We start from the raw sequence: 20,100 nt of genomic DNA on the forward strand, positions 1-20,100 counted from the left end.
CGTAAAATTACTAATTATCCAGATTAGGTTAATTGCATCTATCTACCTAAAAACTTTGCATGCCTTTTTTCTTTAAAGGCAGCAATACCTTCTACCTTATCCTCTGTCGAGGCTAAAATAGAAAAAGTCTGACGCTCATAGTTCATAGCCGACTCTAGACCCATCTCCACCGAGTTATTCAGTGATCGCTTAGCTTGACTAATAGCAAAAGGAGCATTGCGTGCTATTTTTTTAGCAATTGATAAAGTCATATCTAACACATTATCATCACATAGCTCCGTTACCACACCCCATTCGACCATAGTTGATGCTGACATAATCTCGCCACTATATATCATTCTCGCTGCTCGATTCTTACCAATGAGCCGTGGTAATATCTGAGTGCCGCCAGCGCCCGGCATCAATCCTAACTTAACTTCAGGTAAGCCAAATTTAGCTTCTTTATCTGCCACAGCAAAATCACACGAAAGCAAAAGCTCCATACCTCCCCCCAAGCAATAACCTTCTACTGCCGCTATCAAAGGAATAGGGCATTGCCTAATAAGTCTCCAAGCACTGACTCTCGCATCGAGTAGAGCTTGTTTAGGTGTTAAGGTCGCGATTTCATCAATATCCGCACCAGCAGCAAAGTCTCCATTTAATCCATGAATAATGATGACTCTGGCTGACTCATCTGATATTAGTGACTCAATGGTTTCAGCTAAGTGCACCACAAGCGCTGTGTTGAGTGCATTTTTGCGTTCAGGACGATTAAGTCCCAATTGAAAAATATGATTACCACAATCTTTAACTTTTAAAAAATCCTTGTCTTCCATAACTACCTTCTTCATCACATTAGAGTATTCATTAAAATGGCTTAAGATGCCGAGGGTTGTGTGTTTTGGCCTTATTGATTAAAATAATTTGTGCTATAGATTATAGTCAAAGAAGTCTAAAATGGTTACAAGGCAACCGAGTGCAAGTACTACTGGAGTAGGCTTAACGAGGTTAACGCCGTAACCGTTTAGTAGTTCGCTGACTATACCTTAACGAAAATTAAAAATGCTTATTTAAAAAGGCTTATGAGGTAACCTCTAAGCCTTTTTAAATAATTGGATAGCAATTCATAGCAGCGCAGACTTGTCTTCCAAAAAAATAATCATAGCAAGTTAGTTCATCGATTTCGGCGTAAGTCTACCACACGTTTTGCTTTACCTTCAGAGCGAGGTAATACACCTAACGGCTCAATATTGACATCAACCGTCGCCCCAATTGTTGACTTAATCTTATAGATAAGTTCATTTTTTAAGCGTGAAGCATCCTGATCTTCGTCCACAGGCTCGACACGTATACGCAATTGATCCATAGCGCCCATTCGATAACGCTCAATAAGATAGTTTGAAGACAAGCCCGCAACTTTCATAATCTGCTCTTCTAGTAACGAAGGATAAATATTAACCCCACGCAAGATAATCATGTCGTCGTTACGTGCGGTAATTTTTTCAATACGACGCATTGAACGTACATCGCCAGGAATAATCCGAGTAATATCACCTGTACGATAACGAATAACAGGCATAGCTTCCTTCGCAAGTGTCGTAATAACTAACTCGCCTTGCTCTCCATCAGGGAGTACTTCGCCGGTTTCGGGATTAATAATTTCAGGATAGAATAAATCCTCCCAAATAGTAAGTCCACCCTTACTAGCAACAGCTTCTTGAGCAACACCGGGCCCTACAACCTCAGACAACCCATAAATATCGACAGCATCTATATCAAACAACTCTTCGATATGTTCACGCATCTCATTGGTCCAAGGCTCTGCACCAAATATACCGACGCGCATACTGGTCTTACGAGGATCAACCCCTAGCTTTTCCATGGCTTCGGCTATATTAACCATATACGACGGGGTTACCATCATAGCCTCAGGCTTAAGTTCCTCAATAATTTGAATCTGACGGTTGGTCATACCACCTGAAATGGGGATAACCATAGATCCAAGCTTTTCGGCACCATAATGGGCGCCCATACCGCCAGTAAATAAACCATAGCCATAGGCAATTTGCACCGTATCGGTGGGAGTGACTCCCGCTATGACTAGAGATCGGGCCACCGCTTCTGACCACATTTCGATATCATTTTTAGTATAAGCAACAATCGTAGGCTTACCAGTCGTTCCAGACGAGCCATGCAATCTAACCACATCACCTCGATCAACACAAAGTAGCTTTAAGGGATAGTTATCCCTAAAGTCATTCTTAACCATAAAAGGGAACTTAGCGAGGTCATCTAAAGATTTAATATCTTCTGGATGAACATCTGAATTCGCCATATGGTTCTTCCAGAATGCGTTATTTTCATAGGCATGTTTAACAATATTCTTTAAACGTTTAAGTTGTAAAGCAGATATCTCGTCACGGGAAGCAACTTCAATACGGTTAAAGTAGTCTAAACTCATTTTAAATTCCTTTTTAAAATATAATAGTAGTGATTAGAATCATGTAAAATGACTCTGACCTTTTAATGATCGGCTAAACCCTTGAAATTCAGCCACTATTTCACCCTGTTTACCACGAGTTATTTCAACTCGATATGACCCCGAACGACCATATACGCCAGACTCATAGGCATACGCATATAACTCATCACCAATATGCGCTGGTTTCCAGTAAGCAATCGTGCAGATATGTCCAACTGTAATTTGATTGCTAGCATTACATAAATGCGCAAACGTCGTATCCGCTAAACTAAATATTGCCCCGCCATGACAGGTGTCATGACCATTGGTATGAACGGGTTTTACTACCATTTTGCAAACAGAATAGTTAACCTTCGCATCGACAAGCTCAATGCCCAAATGAGAAGAGAAATCACAGTTATCCAGCATTTTTTCGGCAATATCAAATGCCGTTTTGTTAGCGTGCGACTTTTTTGCATCAGAGTCCGTTTCGTTCTTACTATTATCGTTCGCAACAGACGGTTTTTTTATAAACAAACTACTTTGTCTCACGCTGTCACTTGACATGACTCCCCTCCTCCTCTTTTGACTGTAGCAAAAAACGAGGTACGGTATAACAACCGCTACCATATAGTCGGCGCAGCGTGGTTAACGTATTAATGACCACATCTTTGCCAATGAAATTTAGCCATTCAAAAGCGCCTAAAGGATAATTAACGCCTCCTTTAAGCGCGCTATCGATGCCTTCAGGAGAAGCAATACCTTGAGTGGCGCATAGTGCAGCCTCATTGATAATCATACTGATGACACGCAAGTTGATTAATCCAGGTGTGTCCTCTACTAAAGACCAGTCTATATTGCCTAAAGGCATTGGCAGACGGTTTGCCATGGCTTTTTTGGCTTTAGGACCAGCAGCTATGGCAACGGTAGCAGCCTTTTTATCAGGATGCTTAATATCTGCCAACATAACCGGCACATTGAGCTCAGCTTCCCAGTCTGAAGCCAAGCGGCCATCAGAGGCATATAGATGCACCTTATTTTCTAGTACACCGATCAAACATTCGGGATTTGATACCTCTATATCCACAGAGGGGGATGGGGATGTGTCAGTAGTCATGTCTAATAGGCTTTGCTTTTGCTCATCCACCCACGAATGGCTGCCATAACTTACGAATGAGGCATAATTATTATTCTGTGGTAAAGAAGATCCCCCGCTCTTGTCTTGCTGATTTGAAGAATTTTCCTGGCTATAATCGTAGAATCCTTTACCGCTTTTTCGGCCCAGAAATCCGGCTTCTACTAAACTGCCTTGAACATAACTTGGACGTAAATGAGCAGGATAGAACAAACTATTGAATAGTGAGCAGCTAACCGCATAGTTCACATCTTGACCTATGAAATCAGTTAGCTCACAAGGCCCCATTTTAAACCCTGCACTTCGAATACTGGCATCAAGTTGAGCTGGTGTTGTGATTTGCTCTTCAATGAGCCGAAAACTCTCCACATAAAATGGACGAGCAACTCGGTTGACGATAAAGCCAGGGGTGTTTTTACAACGCACGGGGGTCTTGCCCCAACTTTGCATTAAGTCGATACAAGATTGAGTGGTTTGAGGACTGGTTTGTAGCGCCTCAATCACTTCGACTAACGGCATGATGCCGGGTGGGTTAAAGAAGTGTAAACCAATAAATCGTTGCGGTTTTTCCAAACAGGAAGCGATTTCTGTTACTGATAATGAAGAGGTGTTCGTTGCTAAAATGGCTTCTTCACTGACGATTGACTCAAGCTCCGTAAACACAGCTTGTTTGATTTCTATTTTTTCAACAATAGCTTCAATAACCAATTTAGCATTGGCCAAGGCTTCATTTTTGTTACTTAGGGTTAATGAGCTAAGCCAGCTGTCTTTATCTTGCTGAGAGATTTTTGATTTAGAAACAAATTTAGCAAATAAGGCATCAAGTGACGCTTTGGCACTATCTAATTGTGACGTTGACTGGTCAACTAGAATAACGCTATGACCTGCTTGGAGAGCTATCTGAGCTATACCTTGACCCATTGTACCAGCGCCGATAACACCGACGGTAAATGTTTTATCACTCATATAACATCCTTGTTATTCGTGCTTATATTTTTAATTTGTAAGTAGGCTTGTTGCAGCACTCTACGATATGTCGCAACAAGCTTTTTAAACCGTTTTATTTAATTGGTTTGTTCACGCACAGTGACCCAACCAAAGCGTGGTGCTACGAAGCCCAAGTCAGTTAAGCAAACATTGGCAGCGGGGTTAACACCTGAACCATGGAAGTCTGAATATGCACTAGACTGGTTAACATAGACGCCCCCAGTTAGATTAACAGACAACGGCGAGCCAGCATCCGCAATATCATCCATAGCCTTATTTTTGAATTCATCATGAACACTGTACAGAGCAGTCGTCATAGCCCCGTGTTCTTCAATGCTGTCGCACACTAACTCTAGACCACTTTGAGCATCATCAATGGCAATAACGTAGGCGATTGGTCCAAACTGCTCTTCATAAATGACAGCATCATCTTGACCCACTTTAATAAGTTGTGGCTTGGCCGTTTTAGCATTTGGGAAGGCCTCAAAGTTTGCTTTTTCCATACCGAGAACAAAGGTTTTACCACTTTGAGCACTTTCATTAACCCGTTTATTAACATCATCGCTATTCAATGCGCCCATTAAAGCAAAGGCACGCCTATCATCGCCCAATAGCTTCTCAATGCCAGTAGCGATACCACTAGCAACGTCATCAAAGCTCTTATGTCCATCCGCAGTTTCAATACCATCTTTAGGAATATAAATGTTTTGTGGTGCTGTACACATTTGTCCAGAATATAACGATAATGAGAAAGCAATATTACTGGTCATCGCTCTAAAGTTATCCGTCGACTCAATTAAAATGTTGTTAAGACCAGCTTGCTCTAGGTATAACTGAACCCCATTAGTGTTCTCTTGAAGCCAATTACCAAATGCCGTTCCACCAGTGAAATCCACCATCTTAATGCGCTTATCTTTAATAATTTCTTGTGTATAAGCTCTATCTCCATTAGAGATAGCAAGTTGAACAACATCTGGATTGACATTTTGTTCTTGTAGCACTTCACGCATCACGTCTACAGTGATTGCTAATGGTAAAATGGCGCTATCTGAAGGTTTAACAATAGCACTGTTGCCAGTCGCTAAAGTTGCAAAAAGACCGGGATAACCATTCCAAGTTGGGAATGTCGCACAACCGATTACCACGCCAATACCTTTACCACGTGGTTTAAAAGATTTATCCATCTTAACGGAAATTAAGTTACCCTCTTTATCTTTGCCCGTTACTTTATCCCACTTGGTTGTAGGAGAAGTCGATTCAATAGCTGTTGCAGTATAAGCAAGAGTTTCAAGACCACGCTCTAAAGCATGCGGGCTACCTGCTTGAAAAGACATCATATAAGGTTGACCAGTCGTATGCATGATACTATGCACCATTAATAAAGATTTTTGGAACAACCGGTCTAGCATCTCCATACAAATACCAAGACGCGTTTGATAGTCTAGTTTTCGCCATTCTTTTTGAGCATCAGCAGAACGCGATAATAAAATCTCTTTTTCAAGCTTAGGGTATTCAAGAGTCATATCGATGCCGTAGGGAGACGTTGAGCGGCACTCAACATACTTTGCATCCTGCATAGGCACTTTAAACTCGTATTTGCTACCTAGTAAAGCATTAAAGTCATCTTCGCCTTTTTGTTTTGCACCTTCACCATGATACTTTTCACTGGGCATTTCTGGAAAAGCCGCCCATTCTTCGCGAGTTTTTATGACCTCTTGGGCTTTTAATAGTGTTTCCTTGTGCTTACTGTATAGCTCTGACATTTGTTATTGCTCCTTGTGAATATCCATTATTTATATTAGTTGTTAGTCTCATTATTTATCATTTCTATAACCAACACGTGCTAAGCGCTTCCTAAGCGTAGGTTATTCTTGGCTCAAAAAACATACTACATAATTTATTATGTTGCAATGAATGAGCTGTCTACTAATAGTAAAATTATGCGCTATAAGGTTTAAAGATAAGTGCCTAAAATATGAAAGGCTTGTAATAACTCACTGACTTTATTTTATATAGGACCATAATTTTATTGATAATTTACATTAATATTATTTAGTTTAATTAAACAGTATGTGAATAAAGTGTTTATTTACTTAATTAATACAGTTTTTCTTATACTCCAGATATGCCGTTTGTATTAAAATTTTTATTGATTTTGAAACCTCAAATCTAATATAAAATTTACTTAAAAACTCAATACTTAACAAAATATAAACGTGTCATTCTATGTCCATAAAATATCATAAATATCTAAAGTTTTATTAGTGGCTTGATTTTTGCCCCCTTGTTAATTCTCATTAATTTAACTAGTATATAAGTAATGGATTATTTAACAGGATTTAAAAATCGTGTATTACCCACCACACTCAAAGGATTGAAAATATAATGAATATTGAATCAGAAACTATTCAACTCTCCTATTGTGACGGCATTGCGACAATCACTTTAAACCGTCCTAAACAATTCAATTCTTTTAATGAAGAGATGCATCTTGCCCTTGCCTCCGCCCTCGATCAGGTGGCCTCGAATGACAATGTCCGGGCTGTCATTATTACTGGTGCGGGTAAAGCTTTTTGTGCTGGGCAAGACTTAGGTAACAGAGACCCTCGTGTTCAAACTTATGATTTAGGTCAAACTATCACTGAGTTTTATAACCCCTTAATCAACCGTCTGAAAAATCTAGGCAAGCCAATTATTGCATCGGTAAATGGTGTGGCTGCAGGGGCAGGAATCGGTATAGCTTTAGCGTGTGACATCGTTTTATGTTCGGATAAAAGTAAATTTGCCATGGCATTTGGTAAGATTGGCTTGGTTCCAGACTCGGGCTTAACGTGGCAGTTAGTTAATTTACTTGGTCTCGGTCGTGCTAAAGCATTGGTGCTAACCAATGCAACTTTAACTGCTGAAGAGGCGTTAAATTACGGACTGGTTTGGAAGGTTTATGATGCTGAGAGCTTAAGCGAAGAAGCCCTCAAGCTTGCCAGATCATTAGTTTATGGACCTGCACTTGGCATCAAATTAACTATTGATGCTTTGAATCAAGCGACAAGCAATACTCTTGATGAGCAACTCAAACTTGAAGCGACATATCAAAGAGAAGCAGGCTTTAGCGATGATTATAAAGAGGGCGTTACAGCATTTTTAGAAAAGAGACCTGCTAAGTTCTTTAAGGGTGATGTAGAGTAATGATTACTGCTAATTCTGAGATTTTTGCCAAGTATGGTCATATTTTTGAAAAACAAGTAGATGACGTTTTACCCCAATGGGTATTAGATAACTTTTCTTTAGAGGTCGTTGAGCTTAATGAAGAAAAAGCACGTTTCGAGCTGGCTCATAATCCAAACTTATATCGGAAAATTCCAGGGCCCGATTCAATAAAATTGCTATCTGGTCAAGCGATTATGGCATTAGCAGATACCTTATTAATCTTTCCAGTCATTGCTCAAGTCGGCCAAGAAAAAGAGTTTGTCACATTAAATTCAACTACTGAATTTTTAAGACCTATTAGAATAGAAAATAATGGTAAAGATAGCAAAAAAGTTACGATAGAAGCGAAAGTTATACGAGCGGGCAGTAAAGTCATTAGGGGGCAGGTAGAAATATATGATAGTGAAAGCAAATTAAGTGCCTTAACTACCATTTGCTACATCTATACTTAGACCACCTTATTAAATTAATTGAATTTTATTTATAGAATTTAAATTAGTATGTCATTAAAGATTATTTAGAATCAAAAGTATTATTTAGAATCAAGAATTTAATACATAAGCAGCATAATGTTTCAAATTCATTATTTTAGCTTATGAATTAACTCGTAATTACCGTCTAGTTATTGAATTAGATAGGTAATCAGTCAAATAGGAGTACGTCATGACAACAGCTGAAATGAGTAAGTTCGAAGACAAAATTGAACGTGAAGTAAAAATTGAGCCAAGAGATTGGATGCCAGAAGCTTACCGGAAAAACCTTATCCGCCAAATCTCACAGCATGCTCATTCTGAAATTGTCGGTATGTTACCTGAAGCAAACTGGTTGACTCGCGCTCCTTCATTACGCCGTAAATCTATCTTAATGGCTAAAATTCAGGATGAAGCGGGTCACGGTCTGTACCTTTATTGTGCTGCTGAAACTTTGGGAGCAGATAGACAGGCGACAATTGATGCCATGCTTGAAGGAAAAATGAAATATTCATCTATCTTTAACTACCCGACCTTAAGCTGGGCTGATATGGGCATGATTGGCTGGCTAGTAGATGGCGCCGCTATTGTTAACCAAGTTGCTTTACAGCGAACCTCATATGGCCCTTATGCACGTGCCATGGTTCGTATTTGTAAAGAGGAGTCTTTTCATCAACGTCAAGGCTATGAGTTACTCACTGAAATGGTACAAAGCGGCGATCCTGAACAAAAAGCGATGGTTCAAGATTCCATGAATCGTTTCTGGTGGCCTGCATTGATGATGTTTGGACCTCATGATAGTGACTCTGCAAATGGTGAACAATCAATGCAGTGGAAAATCAAAAGGTTTGGGAATGACGAGCTACGTCAGAAATTCATAGATATAACTGTACCTCAAGCCGATTATCTAGGCCTGACTATCCCCGATCCTGACTTGAAATATAATGAAGTAACAGGTCATTATGAACATGGCGAGATTGATTGGAAAGAGTTTAAGCAAGTTGTTAGCGGCTTTGGCCCTTGTAATAAAGCAAGAATGGACGCACGCCGTAAAGCTCAAGAAGATGGTCAATGGGCTGTTGACGCTGCCCTAGCTTATGAAGAAAAGCAAAATGCTAAAAAAGCTGCTTAGCCCTTTGCTTAAACCTTCTATCTTCTAAATCGTATTAATTATTTGATGCTGATGAATTAAGCGTCGTTAATATTTACTTATAGGTTCTGAGACTAATACACCACTTAGCTTTGACGTCCAAGGCTTTGTGGATGCTATAGATTTTGTCCTATAGCATCATTTTTTAATATTACTGACTAATTATATTCATTAAAGTAAAGGCCTATTGATCACATCAGAATTTTAATTTGACTTTAGCCTAATGTGATTAAGAACCCTACAAATCCCCTCCCTACATAATAGCTAAAGGAGTTAGCAATGAGCCAGTCCGAGTTATATGAAGTATTTATAAGAGCTAAAGCTGGGTTATCTCATCAACATGTTGGTTCACTACATGCCACAGACGATGAAATGGCATTACAAAACGCCCGTGACTTATATACTCGTCGTAATGAAGGTACCTCGATATGGGTTGTGAAATCAAAAGATATCACTTCTTTAGACTATGCAGACCAAGAAAAATTTATTGAACCTTCTGTTGATAAGATTTATCGTCATCCTACCTTTTATAAAATACCAGACGAAGTAGGCCACATGTAATTGACGAAAACTTAACAATGGATACCATTATGAACCCTGAAAAAACGTACTTTGATTATTCACTAAGATTAGGCGATACAACCCTTGTATTGGCACAGCGATATTGTGAATGGGTAGGTAAAGCACCAACACTTGAAGAAGAATTAGCATTGGCTAATATCGGCTTAGATACCTTGGGTCAAGCTATGGCTTGGCTAAGTGTTGCCAGTCAAAATGATGAACAGAAAAGAGATGAGGATCAGTTAGCCTATTTTCGTAATGAACGCGAGTATACCAATTACTTATTAGCTGAACTCGAAAATGGCGACTTTGGCTACACTTGCTTACGTGGTTTTTTTGTGAGCACTTATTTTAAGTATCTCTACCATTCTATGCAAAAGAGCGAGGTCGACAGTTTTAGAGATATTGCTATCAAATCATTAAAAGAAGTAAGGTATCACTATACTCACCAACGCTCATGGCTAGTGCGCTTAGGCAATGGGACTGATGAAAGCCATCGCAGAATACAAGCAGCACTTGATGACTGCTGGGCTTATACCAATGAGCTATTTGAAGAAGATGATATTATTAAATCTGCTCAAAAATTGGGTATTATTGGCGCTATGGATGAGATTAAAAAACAGTGGCGTGCTGATGTGACTGAGCTTCTTAATGAAGCAAATCTTACTTTACCACAAGAAATATATCACCACCGTGGCGGAATTGAGGGTCTACATACCGAAAAGCTGGGTATATTGCTTGCAGAAATGCAGGCATTACGCCGTGAATTCCCAAATGCTAAATGGTAAATCCTACTATGTCAAAAATTCAGCTGACCCCTATGCTAGATATTGATGAAATTAAAAAGATACTGGCAGCTGTACCCGATCCAGAGGTGCCCGTATTAACGTTGGATGAATTGGGCATTATTAGAGATGTCAGTATAGATGAAGCAGAGGGCTCTATTACCATTACCCTAACACCAACTTATATTGGGTGTCCAGCAACCGAAGCTATTAAAAAAATGGTCAGTAACGCTTTAATAGAAGCGGGCTACCCAAAACCAAATCTAAAAGAACAATTGATACCGGCTTGGACTACTGAATGGATCAGTCCTGAAGCTCTAGAAAAGTTAGAAGCTTATGGGATTGCTCCTCCAACTTCAGACCATAATAATGAACCTAAGCGCTGCCCCAATTGTGGGAGTAATCAATTTAAGGTAGTTAGCGCTTTTGGGTCTACTGCTTGTAAATCGCTTTATCGTTGCTTGGAATGTCTGGAACCATTTGAATATTTTAAATGCCATTAGGATTAATTAATCTCATTTTATATAGACAGCTTATTGTTAGTGATGAACGAGCTGGCCCTTACGCCTCTCTTTTTTTAAAATCAAGTTTTTAAAATCAAGTTCATCTACACATAACGCTATTGACTCATATTAAAGGAATAATTATGTCGATTTACTATCCTCTTAAAGTAAATGAAAGGCTTCCTGAAACTGAAGACGCAGTTACCTTAAGATTTGATATCCCCCGAGAATTATCCAATCAGTTTAAAGCTAAACCTGGTCAACATCTAAAGCTAAAAACACGCATTGCAGATAAAGATGAAGAGAGATTCTACTCTATTTGCCAGATAGGTGATGGCTTTGTTCGCGTTGGTATCAAACATGTGCCTGAGGGGGTGTTTTCTGAACATGTCAACAAAAACACCCAAGTTGGTGACACAATAGAAATTATGGCACCTCAAGGCGACTTTTGTTTGCCTTTAGATGATGACGCCACAATGCAAGAAGCCCATCAGTATCTTTTTGTCGCTGCTGGTAGTGGTGTTACTCCTATTCTGTCTATGATGACCTACTTATTAGAGAATACGGAACACACAAAAATAGACTTCATATATATTAATGCCAAACGAAAAACTATTATGTTTTTTGAACAAATTGAAGCGTTAAAAAATAAATATATGGATAGACTCTCAGTCGTTAATGTTTTGACCCGTGAACCTCGTGATTTAGAGCTATTATCTTCTCGACCAGAGGGTGAACGTTTTGATAAGTTACTCACGTCATTTGTTAATCTTAAAGAGCTTGATCACACGTATCTATGTGGACCTATGCCCATAATTGAAGGTTTTAGATCTGCACTTATCGATAAAGGGGTTGATAAAAAAACCATTCACCTTGAATTATTTGGTACACCAACAAGTCAAACGGTTCGCCGTCCAGTAGTGAGAGACGGTAATGAGAAACAAATAACGGTTATCTCTGGTGGGCGCGAGCAGCTTGTAGATGTTCCTGAAGGACTGAATGTATTAGATGCTGCCATTGAAGCTGGCGCTAGCGTGCCTTTTGCTTGTAAAGGCGGGGTTTGTGCAACTTGTAAGGCTAAGCTTGTTAGTGGTTCTGCGACTATGGATGTCAGTTATGGTCTAGAAGACGATGAAATTGATAATGGATATATATTAACGTGTCAGGCTCATATTCAATCTGAAACTGCCATTGTAGACTTTGATGTCTAGTTAAACCTTTATCGCCCTTGTTAGCTTGATTTCTGATTTTTTACCATCAAGATCTTATCGCTCTAAAATGGTTATCATGCAACTGTGCTTGCTGTCATTGTCATCGTATTACCCACTATAATCAGCACCATAAAACAATCACATACCATCAATATAAGATATCGAGAGATACCATGAAAAATGTATATATTGTAGATTATTGCCGCACTCCATTTGGACGTTATGGAGGAGCTTTGTCGTCTGTTAGACCCGATGATCTTGCTGCCATAGTATTGAAACAGATTCGTGAAAATAATGACTTCGATCCAAAGTTGATTGATGATTGTTTATTCGGTGCAGCCAATCAAGCAGGTGAAGACAATAGAAATGTTGCACGTATGGCGCTTTTATTAGCAGGTTATCCTGTAGAAGTGCCTGGTACGACTCTCAATAGATTATGTGGTTCTGGACTTGATTGCATCGGTTTAGCAGCACGAACTATTAAAGCTGATGAGGCCGATATTGTATTAGCGGGTGGCGTTGAATCAATGTCCAGAGCACCTTTCGTAATGAGCAAACCCACCAAAGCCTTCGATCGTAATGCTGAAATATATGACACGACTATTGGCTGGCGATTCACAAACAAAAAATTAGCAGCACAATACGGTAGTGATTCCATGCCACAAACTGCTGAAAATGTCGCTAAAGAATATAACATTTCTCGTGAAGCACAGGATGAGTTTGCCTATCACTCGCAAATGAAGGCAGCGAATGCCACAGAACGTTTAGCCCAAGAAATAGTACCAGTGGTTTATCATGATCGTAAAAAAGGCGAGATTGTTGTAGATAAGGATGAACACCCACGCCCCGATACCACTATTGAAAAGCTGGCAAAACTAAAACCTATTTTTGAGGGTGGTACAGTAACAGCAGGTAATGCCTCAGGTGTTAATGATGGTGCCGTTGCTCTACTACTCGCCTCTGAAGATGCGTGTCATAAAAACAATTTACAGCCAAAAGTAAGAGTTATTGCAACAGCCTCTCGTGGTGTTGAGCCTCGAGTGATGGGTATTGGTCCTATCGCTGCCGTGGAAACACTGTTTAAGAGAACAGGTTTGACCATGGATGATTTCGACATCATAGAGCTAAACGAAGCTTTTGCCAGTCAAAGCTTAGCCGTGCTTAATCACTTCGGCCTCAAGCCAGATGATCCAAGGGTTAACCCTAATGGTGGGGCTATTGCCTTAGGTCACCCGCTAGGTGCTTCAGGTGCGAGAATAGCGGGTAGTGCGGTCACTGATATTGCTGGAAAAGCGGGTAGTAAAGCTTTAATCACTATGTGTATCGGAGTTGGGCAAGGTATTGCTATGGCAATCGAAGCCGTATAGCGCTAAATTTTTAGAAAATCATATCTTGGATTCACTATTTTCAAATACAGAGAAGAGGAAGGAGGAAAAATAGGTATAACAAAATGAACTAAGGAACTAAGAAAGTAGCGTTGTACCACAAAAGTGGATAATTGGATGCTACTGTCACTGGCTTAAATTCATTTGATTATACCAAATTATGAAGTTGTTAATTTCTATAACGAGGTGGCCAAAATTCAGTTATAAGGTCAAGAGTGAAATACATTTTCTGTTGCTCGATATAAGTTTAAATAAGAATATAAGTTTATAAAAAGTAAGGCAAATATTACCCTCTTCTTGCCTAAAAAATTTAAGTTTACTTAAATAAGGCTAACCTTAATAAATGTCATAGAAATACGATATATAAAAGCACCATAAAGGAATGTCTCTAGGACAACGTTAATGCCGTGCTTTAACCTATTTATGACAGTTAGAAAAATTCTAGGGATTAGAATTATTTATCATCAAGGAAGAAATAAAATGTTTTTAAATTTCAAAACAAGTTTAATATCACTACTAATAGCTTCTGCAATGAGTATCACTGCATGCTCTGACAAACCAGAAGATATGGTATCAACTACTGCTGATACAACGAGCACTAATAATACATCTGAATCTGATACGGCCTCAAATGTTGATCCAAAAGAGGTAACAACTCTAAGATTCTCACATTTTTGGCCAGCTACTGCAGCAATGCATACAGATGTATTTGATGTATGGGCAAAAAAAGTCGAACAGGAATCTAAAGGTAGGATTAAAGTTGAGATATACCCTTCAGCCACCCTTAGCAAACCTGCCGTTACCTATGATGCTGCAACAAAAGGTACTGTAGATATCGGTGTTCAAGCTCAAGGTTACACCGCTGGCCGCTTTCCATTAACACAAATTGCAGAGCTTCCTGGTCTATCAAACACAGCAGGTCAAATGAGCTGTATGCTACAAAAACTATATGATGAGGGCGTGGTTTCAAGTGAATATGAAGATACTCATTTACTGTTTATGATGGGTGCTGGACCAGGTGTTATTCACTCTATTGACAAACCTATTCGTACTCCAGCTGATATGAAAGGACTACGTATTCGTCGTCCCTCTGCCATTGCTGGGGATATCATCGAAGCAGCGGGTGGATCACCTGTTGGCTTACCTGCACCAGATTTATATACTTCATTAGAGCGTGGCGTTATTGACGGCATGAGCCTTCCTTGGAGTCCTACAGGATCTTTCAGATTGACTGAACTTGTCAACAATCATACGAACATGCCTTTTTATAGCTCTGCGTTACTTGTGACCATGAATAAAGATTCATATAACAATCTCTCTGATGATCTTAAAAAGGTTATTGATGATAACTCAGGCAAAGTCATGGCTGATCTAGCTGGTCAAGTTTTCGATAGAGAGGATAAGAAATATTTAGATGAAGCGATTGCCAAAGGTGATACCATCATAAACATCCCGGATCCTTTGAATGATCCAGCTTGGAAGGTCCCATTAGAAGCCGGCACACAGAAATACTTGGACAATGTTAGATCTCTAGGCCTAGATGCTGATGGTACTTATCAAAAGGCTAAAGAAGCCAGTATCGCTTGTAAAAGCTAGATTAAACAGAAATGTTAAAGAGCGTTAAATCTTCACAATACCGGCCTAACTAGAGGTACTTACCGCTTCTAGTTAGGTTTTTTATATTAAAATATCAAGTTTTTTAAGGTTGCAATTAGCTTTTAGGGTAATCCTTTATAGTATTTTATAAAGATTACTCTATTTAAATATCTGTACCGTCTGAATAAAGGTAAACTCTTTCAAACCAGCCTCTCCAAACTCAACCCCGAACCCTGAGTCTTTTGTACCACCAAAAGGTGCATCTGGCTGAATCATAGCATGGTTATTAATCCACACCGTACCACACTCTAGACGCGACGCTATACGCTGTGCCTTCTCTGAATCTTTTGACCACACTGAGCCACCAAGACCGAAAGCCAAACGGTTTGCTGATTTAACGGCATCTTCCACATCACTAAACTTGATAATCGGCAAAATAGGCCCAAACTGCTCTTCATCAACTAACCTTGCACCATCTTCAATATTATTAACTAAAGTAAGGGGGTAAAAGTAACCACTATCATCCGTAACTTCACCACCACATAAGAAGTTTGCTCCACGCGTTCTAGCATCCTCTGCCAACTCTTTAACAATGTTTAATTGTTCTTCATTTTGAAGTGGTCCAAAGTCGGTATCTTCATCAAGACCATTACCCGTTTTCATGGATTTAGCCATATTTGTTAATGCTTCGCAAAGCTCATCATGTACGGACTCATGCACATACAGGCGCTTTAAAGCGGCACATGTTTGACCATTGTTAATGAAAGAGGTCGCAAAGATTTTTGGCGCACTGGCTTCGATATCCGCATCGTCCAATACAATACCTGCATCATTACCGCCAAGCTCTAGAGTTAAGCGCTTTAGGTTGCCAGCAGCACTTTTCATGATGGCTTTACCCGTAGGTGTCGAGCCAGTAAATACAATCTTACTGATATCATCATGTGACGACATTGCAGCACCAATCTCTCCAGCGCCAGTAACAACATTTAAAACACCAGCGGGAAGAATGTCTTTGGCTAATTCGCCAAAACGTAACACCGTTAATGGTGTCATTTCTGACGGCTTCATAACAACAGTATTACCTGTTAACAAAGCTGGAATAATGTGCCAAATACTGATGAGTAAAGGATAATTCCAAGGAGTAATAGAACCTACCACACCAAGTGGTTTACGGTGTAACTCAATACGTGCTGTTTCATTATCTTGGATAACCTCTGGCTCTAGCGACATACTCGCTGTACCGCGGATCCATGCTAATGTGCCACCAAATTCAAACCCAGAACCTAAGTTAGCAAAACCTTCGAGAGGTTTACCTTGCTCTTTAGTTAGCAGAGTCATTAACGCTTCTGCATTTGCTTCCACAGCGTCAGCGAGTTGCATTAACATATCACGCCGCTCAGCCATACTTAGTGATGACCACGCTGGGAAAGCGGTTTTAGCTGCTGAAACAGCCTCATCTAATTGCTCAGTTGTTGCCTTTGGGCATTTAGCAACCACTGATTTATCTGCAGGATTTATAACATCCGTATAATCAGTCGTCGCGACACTATTTCCATTAATTATGAGTTTAAAATTTTCCATTGTACTTCCTTATACAATTTATTTATTGGTTATATACCAGATACTAAAAATAATTTTCCTAGGCTAAGCTAAAAGTAATCAAAAGCCCCAGATGATATTTATGATTATTGAACTTAGCCTATTAATTTTTTAGAACAGTACTAGAATTAAAGGCTATTGTATTATTTAGTCGTAAAAATCCAATACTACGTATGGTTTTTTTAATATCAGCTCTAATCTAATGTGCTGTTAAGCTACTCGTTTTCGCCATGATTTAATTGCAGAGTTGGTGTCTCATCAAAGAAATTCCAAGGCTTAAGCAGAACGTTTACCCATTCTGTCGGCATCATTGGCCATTCTTCAGCTCGTGCCACATGCGTTGTGCCGGTGGTCAGCCATACGACTATATCCTTGTTATGAATACCTTCATCATCTGCTGTATACATTCCTAAACCAGTATCACTATCAGAACGGTTCGGATATTTACCTTCTGGATATAGCTCATCAGGCTTGTATTTAGTAACCCATATCTGTTTATCCATAAAGTTGAGACGATTGTATAACCACTCATCTTGGGCAAAGTTAGCACCTTTAGCAATAGGATGTGTCCCTCCTGCGAATGGTATTATTTGATAAGACACTGGATTACCCATACGGTTTTCTTTAGTAGCATTACTAATTAAACGAATCGTAGATGGATCAAATTTTTCTTGTGCCTCTAACTCTGTTCTCACTGTGGTTTCGCGTGTTGCCATAGCACTTGTTCGAGGCCCACCACGCGTGTTTTTCTCAATAAAAGGATCTATACGATTGATGTGATTAAATTCGCCATCTACATCCATATCTAAACGGAAGTTATAAATATGCTGATGGGTCGGCCCAACAATATTATGGTCAATCAAGGTGCCAAAACGGGTGTCTTCCGCAGCAGTATCATCATGCATCGTCTTAGATAAAACCCCTTTAACAGCCTCAATACCTGTAGCCCCAGCATTGATACCTATTGTGCCATTCGCTTGTAGTACCCAATCAAAGATATAGTCATAGTTACCAACAGTGCTTATCCACCGAACAACAAGTTCACGGCGTTCGGTACTGACGTTTGGCTGTCCCATTTCTTGATGTTTGTATTCAGGCCCAGCATAACGTTCAAATAAGGCAATGGCATTAGGAATATTGTAGGTATTGCCCTCGAAATCAGCAATTACAGCATCTAAGAACACAGCGTTTTGCGGTGCATCTATATTCTTCTCCATTGGTGAAGTCAGCATACCCATACCATATTCACCGGCATCTAAATAAGACTTAAAGTACCACCCTAAATCTGGATCGCCGTAAGGAACAACCATGCCTGATAAATTACCTTGATACATGACCTTACGATCTATACCCTTGTCTTTAAAAGTAACAGTACTCAGTTGTAAGCCCGTGCGACTGTCTAAACCAATATGGAACTTCCAATTACCCCATTCAACATTTCTACCAGTGATAGTAAAGTTTTTACCCTCAGGTTCGATGATATTCAATGGCTTACTATTAATCATCTCCTTCCCACGTCCATCATACGGGCGAGGGGTCATCGGTACAGGAACAATACTGCCTTCTTCAATTTTAATGATTTTCCTTTCATCTAGATCAAGCACGGCTACCAAGTTCTCAATTGGGTGCGCCCAATAATTACCATCCCCGACATCCAAATAAGAAACAATCTTTAAAACTCGTAACTGTTTATCTAAATTGTCTTGATCACCAAAATATCCAACTGTAAGAGGTGTCCCAACTACCTTAGTAACGTCATCTATACCGCGTTTTTTTAAGGCTTTGGCATACTCTGGACTGTTTTGGATGGCTTCTTGTACGGCCATAAAATCATCATATAACACCATACCAAAGGTATTATCTAATACCTTCCAGTCAGTTAACTGATTCTTTGTTAAATTTGCCTCCCCTTCAAAGACAGTATTCCCCTTTAGAATAGTAAAAGTAGCAACTCGGTCAGCAGTATAAGGTGTATCATCAAGTACATTATTCCATACAGTTTTTTTCTCAGGCGGTTTTAGGCGAATGTCAGAAAATCGTAAATTCGTCTGCTTAGGCTTTTCTTTTTTGATGATCGCCAGAGTTTGTGCGATCTCGTCACTATTTAATGAGTTCAAAGGATGTGGTGTACTTTCCACTTTAAACGTATTGTCTAGACCTGATTGTAATACCTCATTAGCAAGCGTATCTGGAACTAAAGCATTGCCATTTTTTATCACTAATGGATTTTTAATCTTTAATGGCTTACCGTTCACCTTAACGGTTGTCACATTGGGCTTAATTTGTACTCGGGTTGAGTTTTTAGTGATGATATAAACATCAGAATAGTCATCATAATCAACATCTGCCCCTGCTGCGCTCATTGCTTGATCGATTGGCACCATCTTAACAGTTCCACCATGTGCTAATGCTTGCCCACTATAGGCAAGCATTAAACTAGTGAATAAGGTAGCTAATGTTGTTTTTATTATTGATTGAGACGGACTAATGGTTAGTTTAGATTTTTTAATTTGTCTCGGAGAGAAATATTGTGAGTTCTGCATAGGTGACTTCCGTATTGTCTTGAAAAGATAGAGATAGCTACTCTATTTTGGCATTGAAACAATATCATAGTGCTAAAAAATCGCTTAAGCATACTTAATTACACATTAAGTAATAAGCTAGGCCATTTTTTATTACTTCCATGTCGCACATTGTGAAATTGTACGATTTAGATTAACACAATTTATATTGAAATGTCATCATCTGGGCAAATTGAAAAAACCTAGAGTTATTAATTTAATTAAAATCAATAATGACGTTAATAAGAGCATCACTTTTGGCTCGCAAAAGGGCTCCACTATAACTAGGTTGTACTCACTCAATATTAGGTTTTTATTTGCAATAATAAAAGGAAACTAACGCAAAGGAAAAAGCCCCCCTTCGAATGAAGGGGGGCTTTTAGGGTATAGGGAGCTGACGATGACCTACTCTCACATGGGCGGACCCACACTACCATTGGCGCTACGATGTTTCACTTCTGAGTTCGAGAAGGGATCAGGTGGTTCCATCGTGCTATTGTCGTCAGCAAA

General features: G+C 39.4%; 16 protein-coding genes and 1 rRNA gene. 9 read left to right on the forward strand and 8 right to left on the reverse strand.

Annotated elements, in window-relative coordinates:
• Nucleotides 1–38: 38 nt before the first annotated feature.
• The 5 genes from AC2SLL_RS05080 to paaN form a co-directional block, all read right to left on the reverse strand.
• A complete protein-coding gene (locus AC2SLL_RS05080) occupies nucleotides 39–815 on the reverse strand; it encodes an enoyl-CoA hydratase/isomerase family protein (protein ID WP_486530592.1) in 777 nt (258 codons plus the stop codon).
• Nucleotides 816–1,153: 338 nt separating this feature from the next.
• The gene (locus AC2SLL_RS05085) at nucleotides 1,154–2,440 is read right to left on the reverse strand and encodes a phenylacetate--CoA ligase family protein (protein WP_486530593.1); all 1,287 of its coding nucleotides are present in this window, start codon (nucleotides 2,438–2,440) and stop codon (nucleotides 1,154–1,156) included.
• A 39-nt stretch (nucleotides 2,441–2,479) separates the two neighbouring features.
• The gene (locus AC2SLL_RS05090) at nucleotides 2,480–3,007 is read right to left on the reverse strand and encodes a hotdog fold thioesterase (RefSeq protein WP_486530594.1); all 528 of its coding nucleotides are present in this window, start codon (nucleotides 3,005–3,007) and stop codon (nucleotides 2,480–2,482) included.
• Nucleotides 2,997–4,541, reverse strand: coding sequence for a 3-hydroxyacyl-CoA dehydrogenase NAD-binding domain-containing protein (locus tag AC2SLL_RS05095; RefSeq protein ID WP_486530595.1), 1,545 nt, complete (start codon nucleotides 4,539–4,541; stop codon nucleotides 2,997–2,999). Before AC2SLL_RS05095 ends, AC2SLL_RS05090 begins: the two co-directional genes overlap by 11 nt.
• Nucleotides 4,542–4,639: 98 nt before the next feature.
• The gene (gene paaN / locus AC2SLL_RS05100) at nucleotides 4,640–6,325 is read right to left on the reverse strand and encodes a phenylacetic acid degradation protein PaaN (RefSeq protein WP_486530596.1); all 1,686 of its coding nucleotides are present in this window, start codon (nucleotides 6,323–6,325) and stop codon (nucleotides 4,640–4,642) included.
• A gap of 622 nt (nucleotides 6,326–6,947) precedes the next feature.
• On the opposite strand from paaN, the gene AC2SLL_RS05105 reads away from it, so the two are divergent.
• The 9 genes from AC2SLL_RS05105 (at nucleotide 6,948) to AC2SLL_RS05145 (ending at nucleotide 15,430) form a co-directional block, all read left to right on the forward strand.
• On the forward strand, nucleotides 6,948–7,748 hold the full coding sequence (locus AC2SLL_RS05105; protein ID WP_486530597.1) for an enoyl-CoA hydratase-related protein: 801 nt from the start codon (nucleotides 6,948–6,950) through the stop codon (nucleotides 7,746–7,748).
• Nucleotides 7,748–8,221, forward strand: a complete 474-nt coding sequence (locus AC2SLL_RS05110; protein ID WP_486530598.1) for a PaaI family thioesterase — start codon at nucleotides 7,748–7,750, stop codon at nucleotides 8,219–8,221. The genes AC2SLL_RS05105 and AC2SLL_RS05110 overlap by 1 nt, the downstream gene beginning before the upstream one ends.
• 211 nt (nucleotides 8,222–8,432) lie before the next feature.
• Nucleotides 8,433–9,371 carry a 1,2-phenylacetyl-CoA epoxidase subunit PaaA gene (gene paaA / locus AC2SLL_RS05115; RefSeq protein ID WP_486530599.1) on the forward strand — a complete coding sequence of 313 codons (939 nt, stop codon included), beginning with the start codon at nucleotides 8,433–8,435 and terminating at the stop codon, nucleotides 9,369–9,371.
• Between the two features lie 297 nt (nucleotides 9,372–9,668).
• Nucleotides 9,669–9,950, forward strand: a complete 282-nt coding sequence (gene paaB, locus AC2SLL_RS05120; RefSeq protein WP_486530600.1) for a 1,2-phenylacetyl-CoA epoxidase subunit PaaB — start codon at nucleotides 9,669–9,671, stop codon at nucleotides 9,948–9,950.
• A gap of 29 nt (nucleotides 9,951–9,979) precedes the next feature.
• Nucleotides 9,980–10,738 (forward strand): 1,2-phenylacetyl-CoA epoxidase subunit PaaC, encoded by a 759-nt coding sequence (gene paaC / locus AC2SLL_RS05125; RefSeq protein ID WP_486530601.1) that lies wholly within the window; start codon nucleotides 9,980–9,982, stop codon nucleotides 10,736–10,738.
• Between the two features lie 8 nt (nucleotides 10,739–10,746).
• Nucleotides 10,747–11,238, forward strand: a complete 492-nt coding sequence (paaD, locus tag AC2SLL_RS05130; protein ID WP_486530602.1) for a 1,2-phenylacetyl-CoA epoxidase subunit PaaD — start codon at nucleotides 10,747–10,749, stop codon at nucleotides 11,236–11,238.
• Between the two features lie 143 nt (nucleotides 11,239–11,381).
• Nucleotides 11,382–12,449 carry a 2Fe-2S iron-sulfur cluster-binding protein gene (locus AC2SLL_RS05135; protein ID WP_486530603.1) on the forward strand — a complete coding sequence of 356 codons (1,068 nt, stop codon included), beginning with the start codon at nucleotides 11,382–11,384 and terminating at the stop codon, nucleotides 12,447–12,449.
• A 173-nt stretch (nucleotides 12,450–12,622) separates the two neighbouring features.
• Nucleotides 12,623–13,816 carry a 3-oxoadipyl-CoA thiolase gene (gene pcaF / locus AC2SLL_RS05140; RefSeq protein ID WP_486530604.1) on the forward strand — a complete coding sequence of 398 codons (1,194 nt, stop codon included), beginning with the start codon at nucleotides 12,623–12,625 and terminating at the stop codon, nucleotides 13,814–13,816.
• A gap of 585 nt (nucleotides 13,817–14,401) precedes the next feature.
• On the forward strand, nucleotides 14,402–15,430 hold the full coding sequence (locus AC2SLL_RS05145) for a TRAP transporter substrate-binding protein (RefSeq protein WP_486530619.1): 1,029 nt from the start codon (nucleotides 14,402–14,404) through the stop codon (nucleotides 15,428–15,430).
• Nucleotides 15,431–15,589: 159 nt separating this feature from the next.
• On the opposite strand, the gene AC2SLL_RS05150 is transcribed toward AC2SLL_RS05145, so the two are convergent.
• From AC2SLL_RS05150 to rrf, 3 genes are all read right to left on the reverse strand, one after another.
• Nucleotides 15,590–17,011 (reverse strand): aldehyde dehydrogenase family protein, encoded by a 1,422-nt coding sequence (locus AC2SLL_RS05150; RefSeq protein ID WP_486530605.1) that lies wholly within the window; start codon nucleotides 17,009–17,011, stop codon nucleotides 15,590–15,592.
• A gap of 233 nt (nucleotides 17,012–17,244) precedes the next feature.
• Complete coding sequence (gene tynA, locus AC2SLL_RS05155) at nucleotides 17,245–19,572, reverse strand: primary-amine oxidase (RefSeq protein ID WP_486530606.1); 2,328 nt, start codon at nucleotides 19,570–19,572, stop codon at nucleotides 17,245–17,247.
• Nucleotides 19,573–19,982: 410 nt separating this feature from the next.
• A 5S ribosomal RNA gene (gene rrf, locus AC2SLL_RS05160) occupies nucleotides 19,983–20,097 on the reverse strand.
• Nucleotides 20,098–20,100 lie beyond the last annotated feature (3 nt).

It is taken from the genome of Psychrobacter sp. CX97, assembly GCF_057396285.1.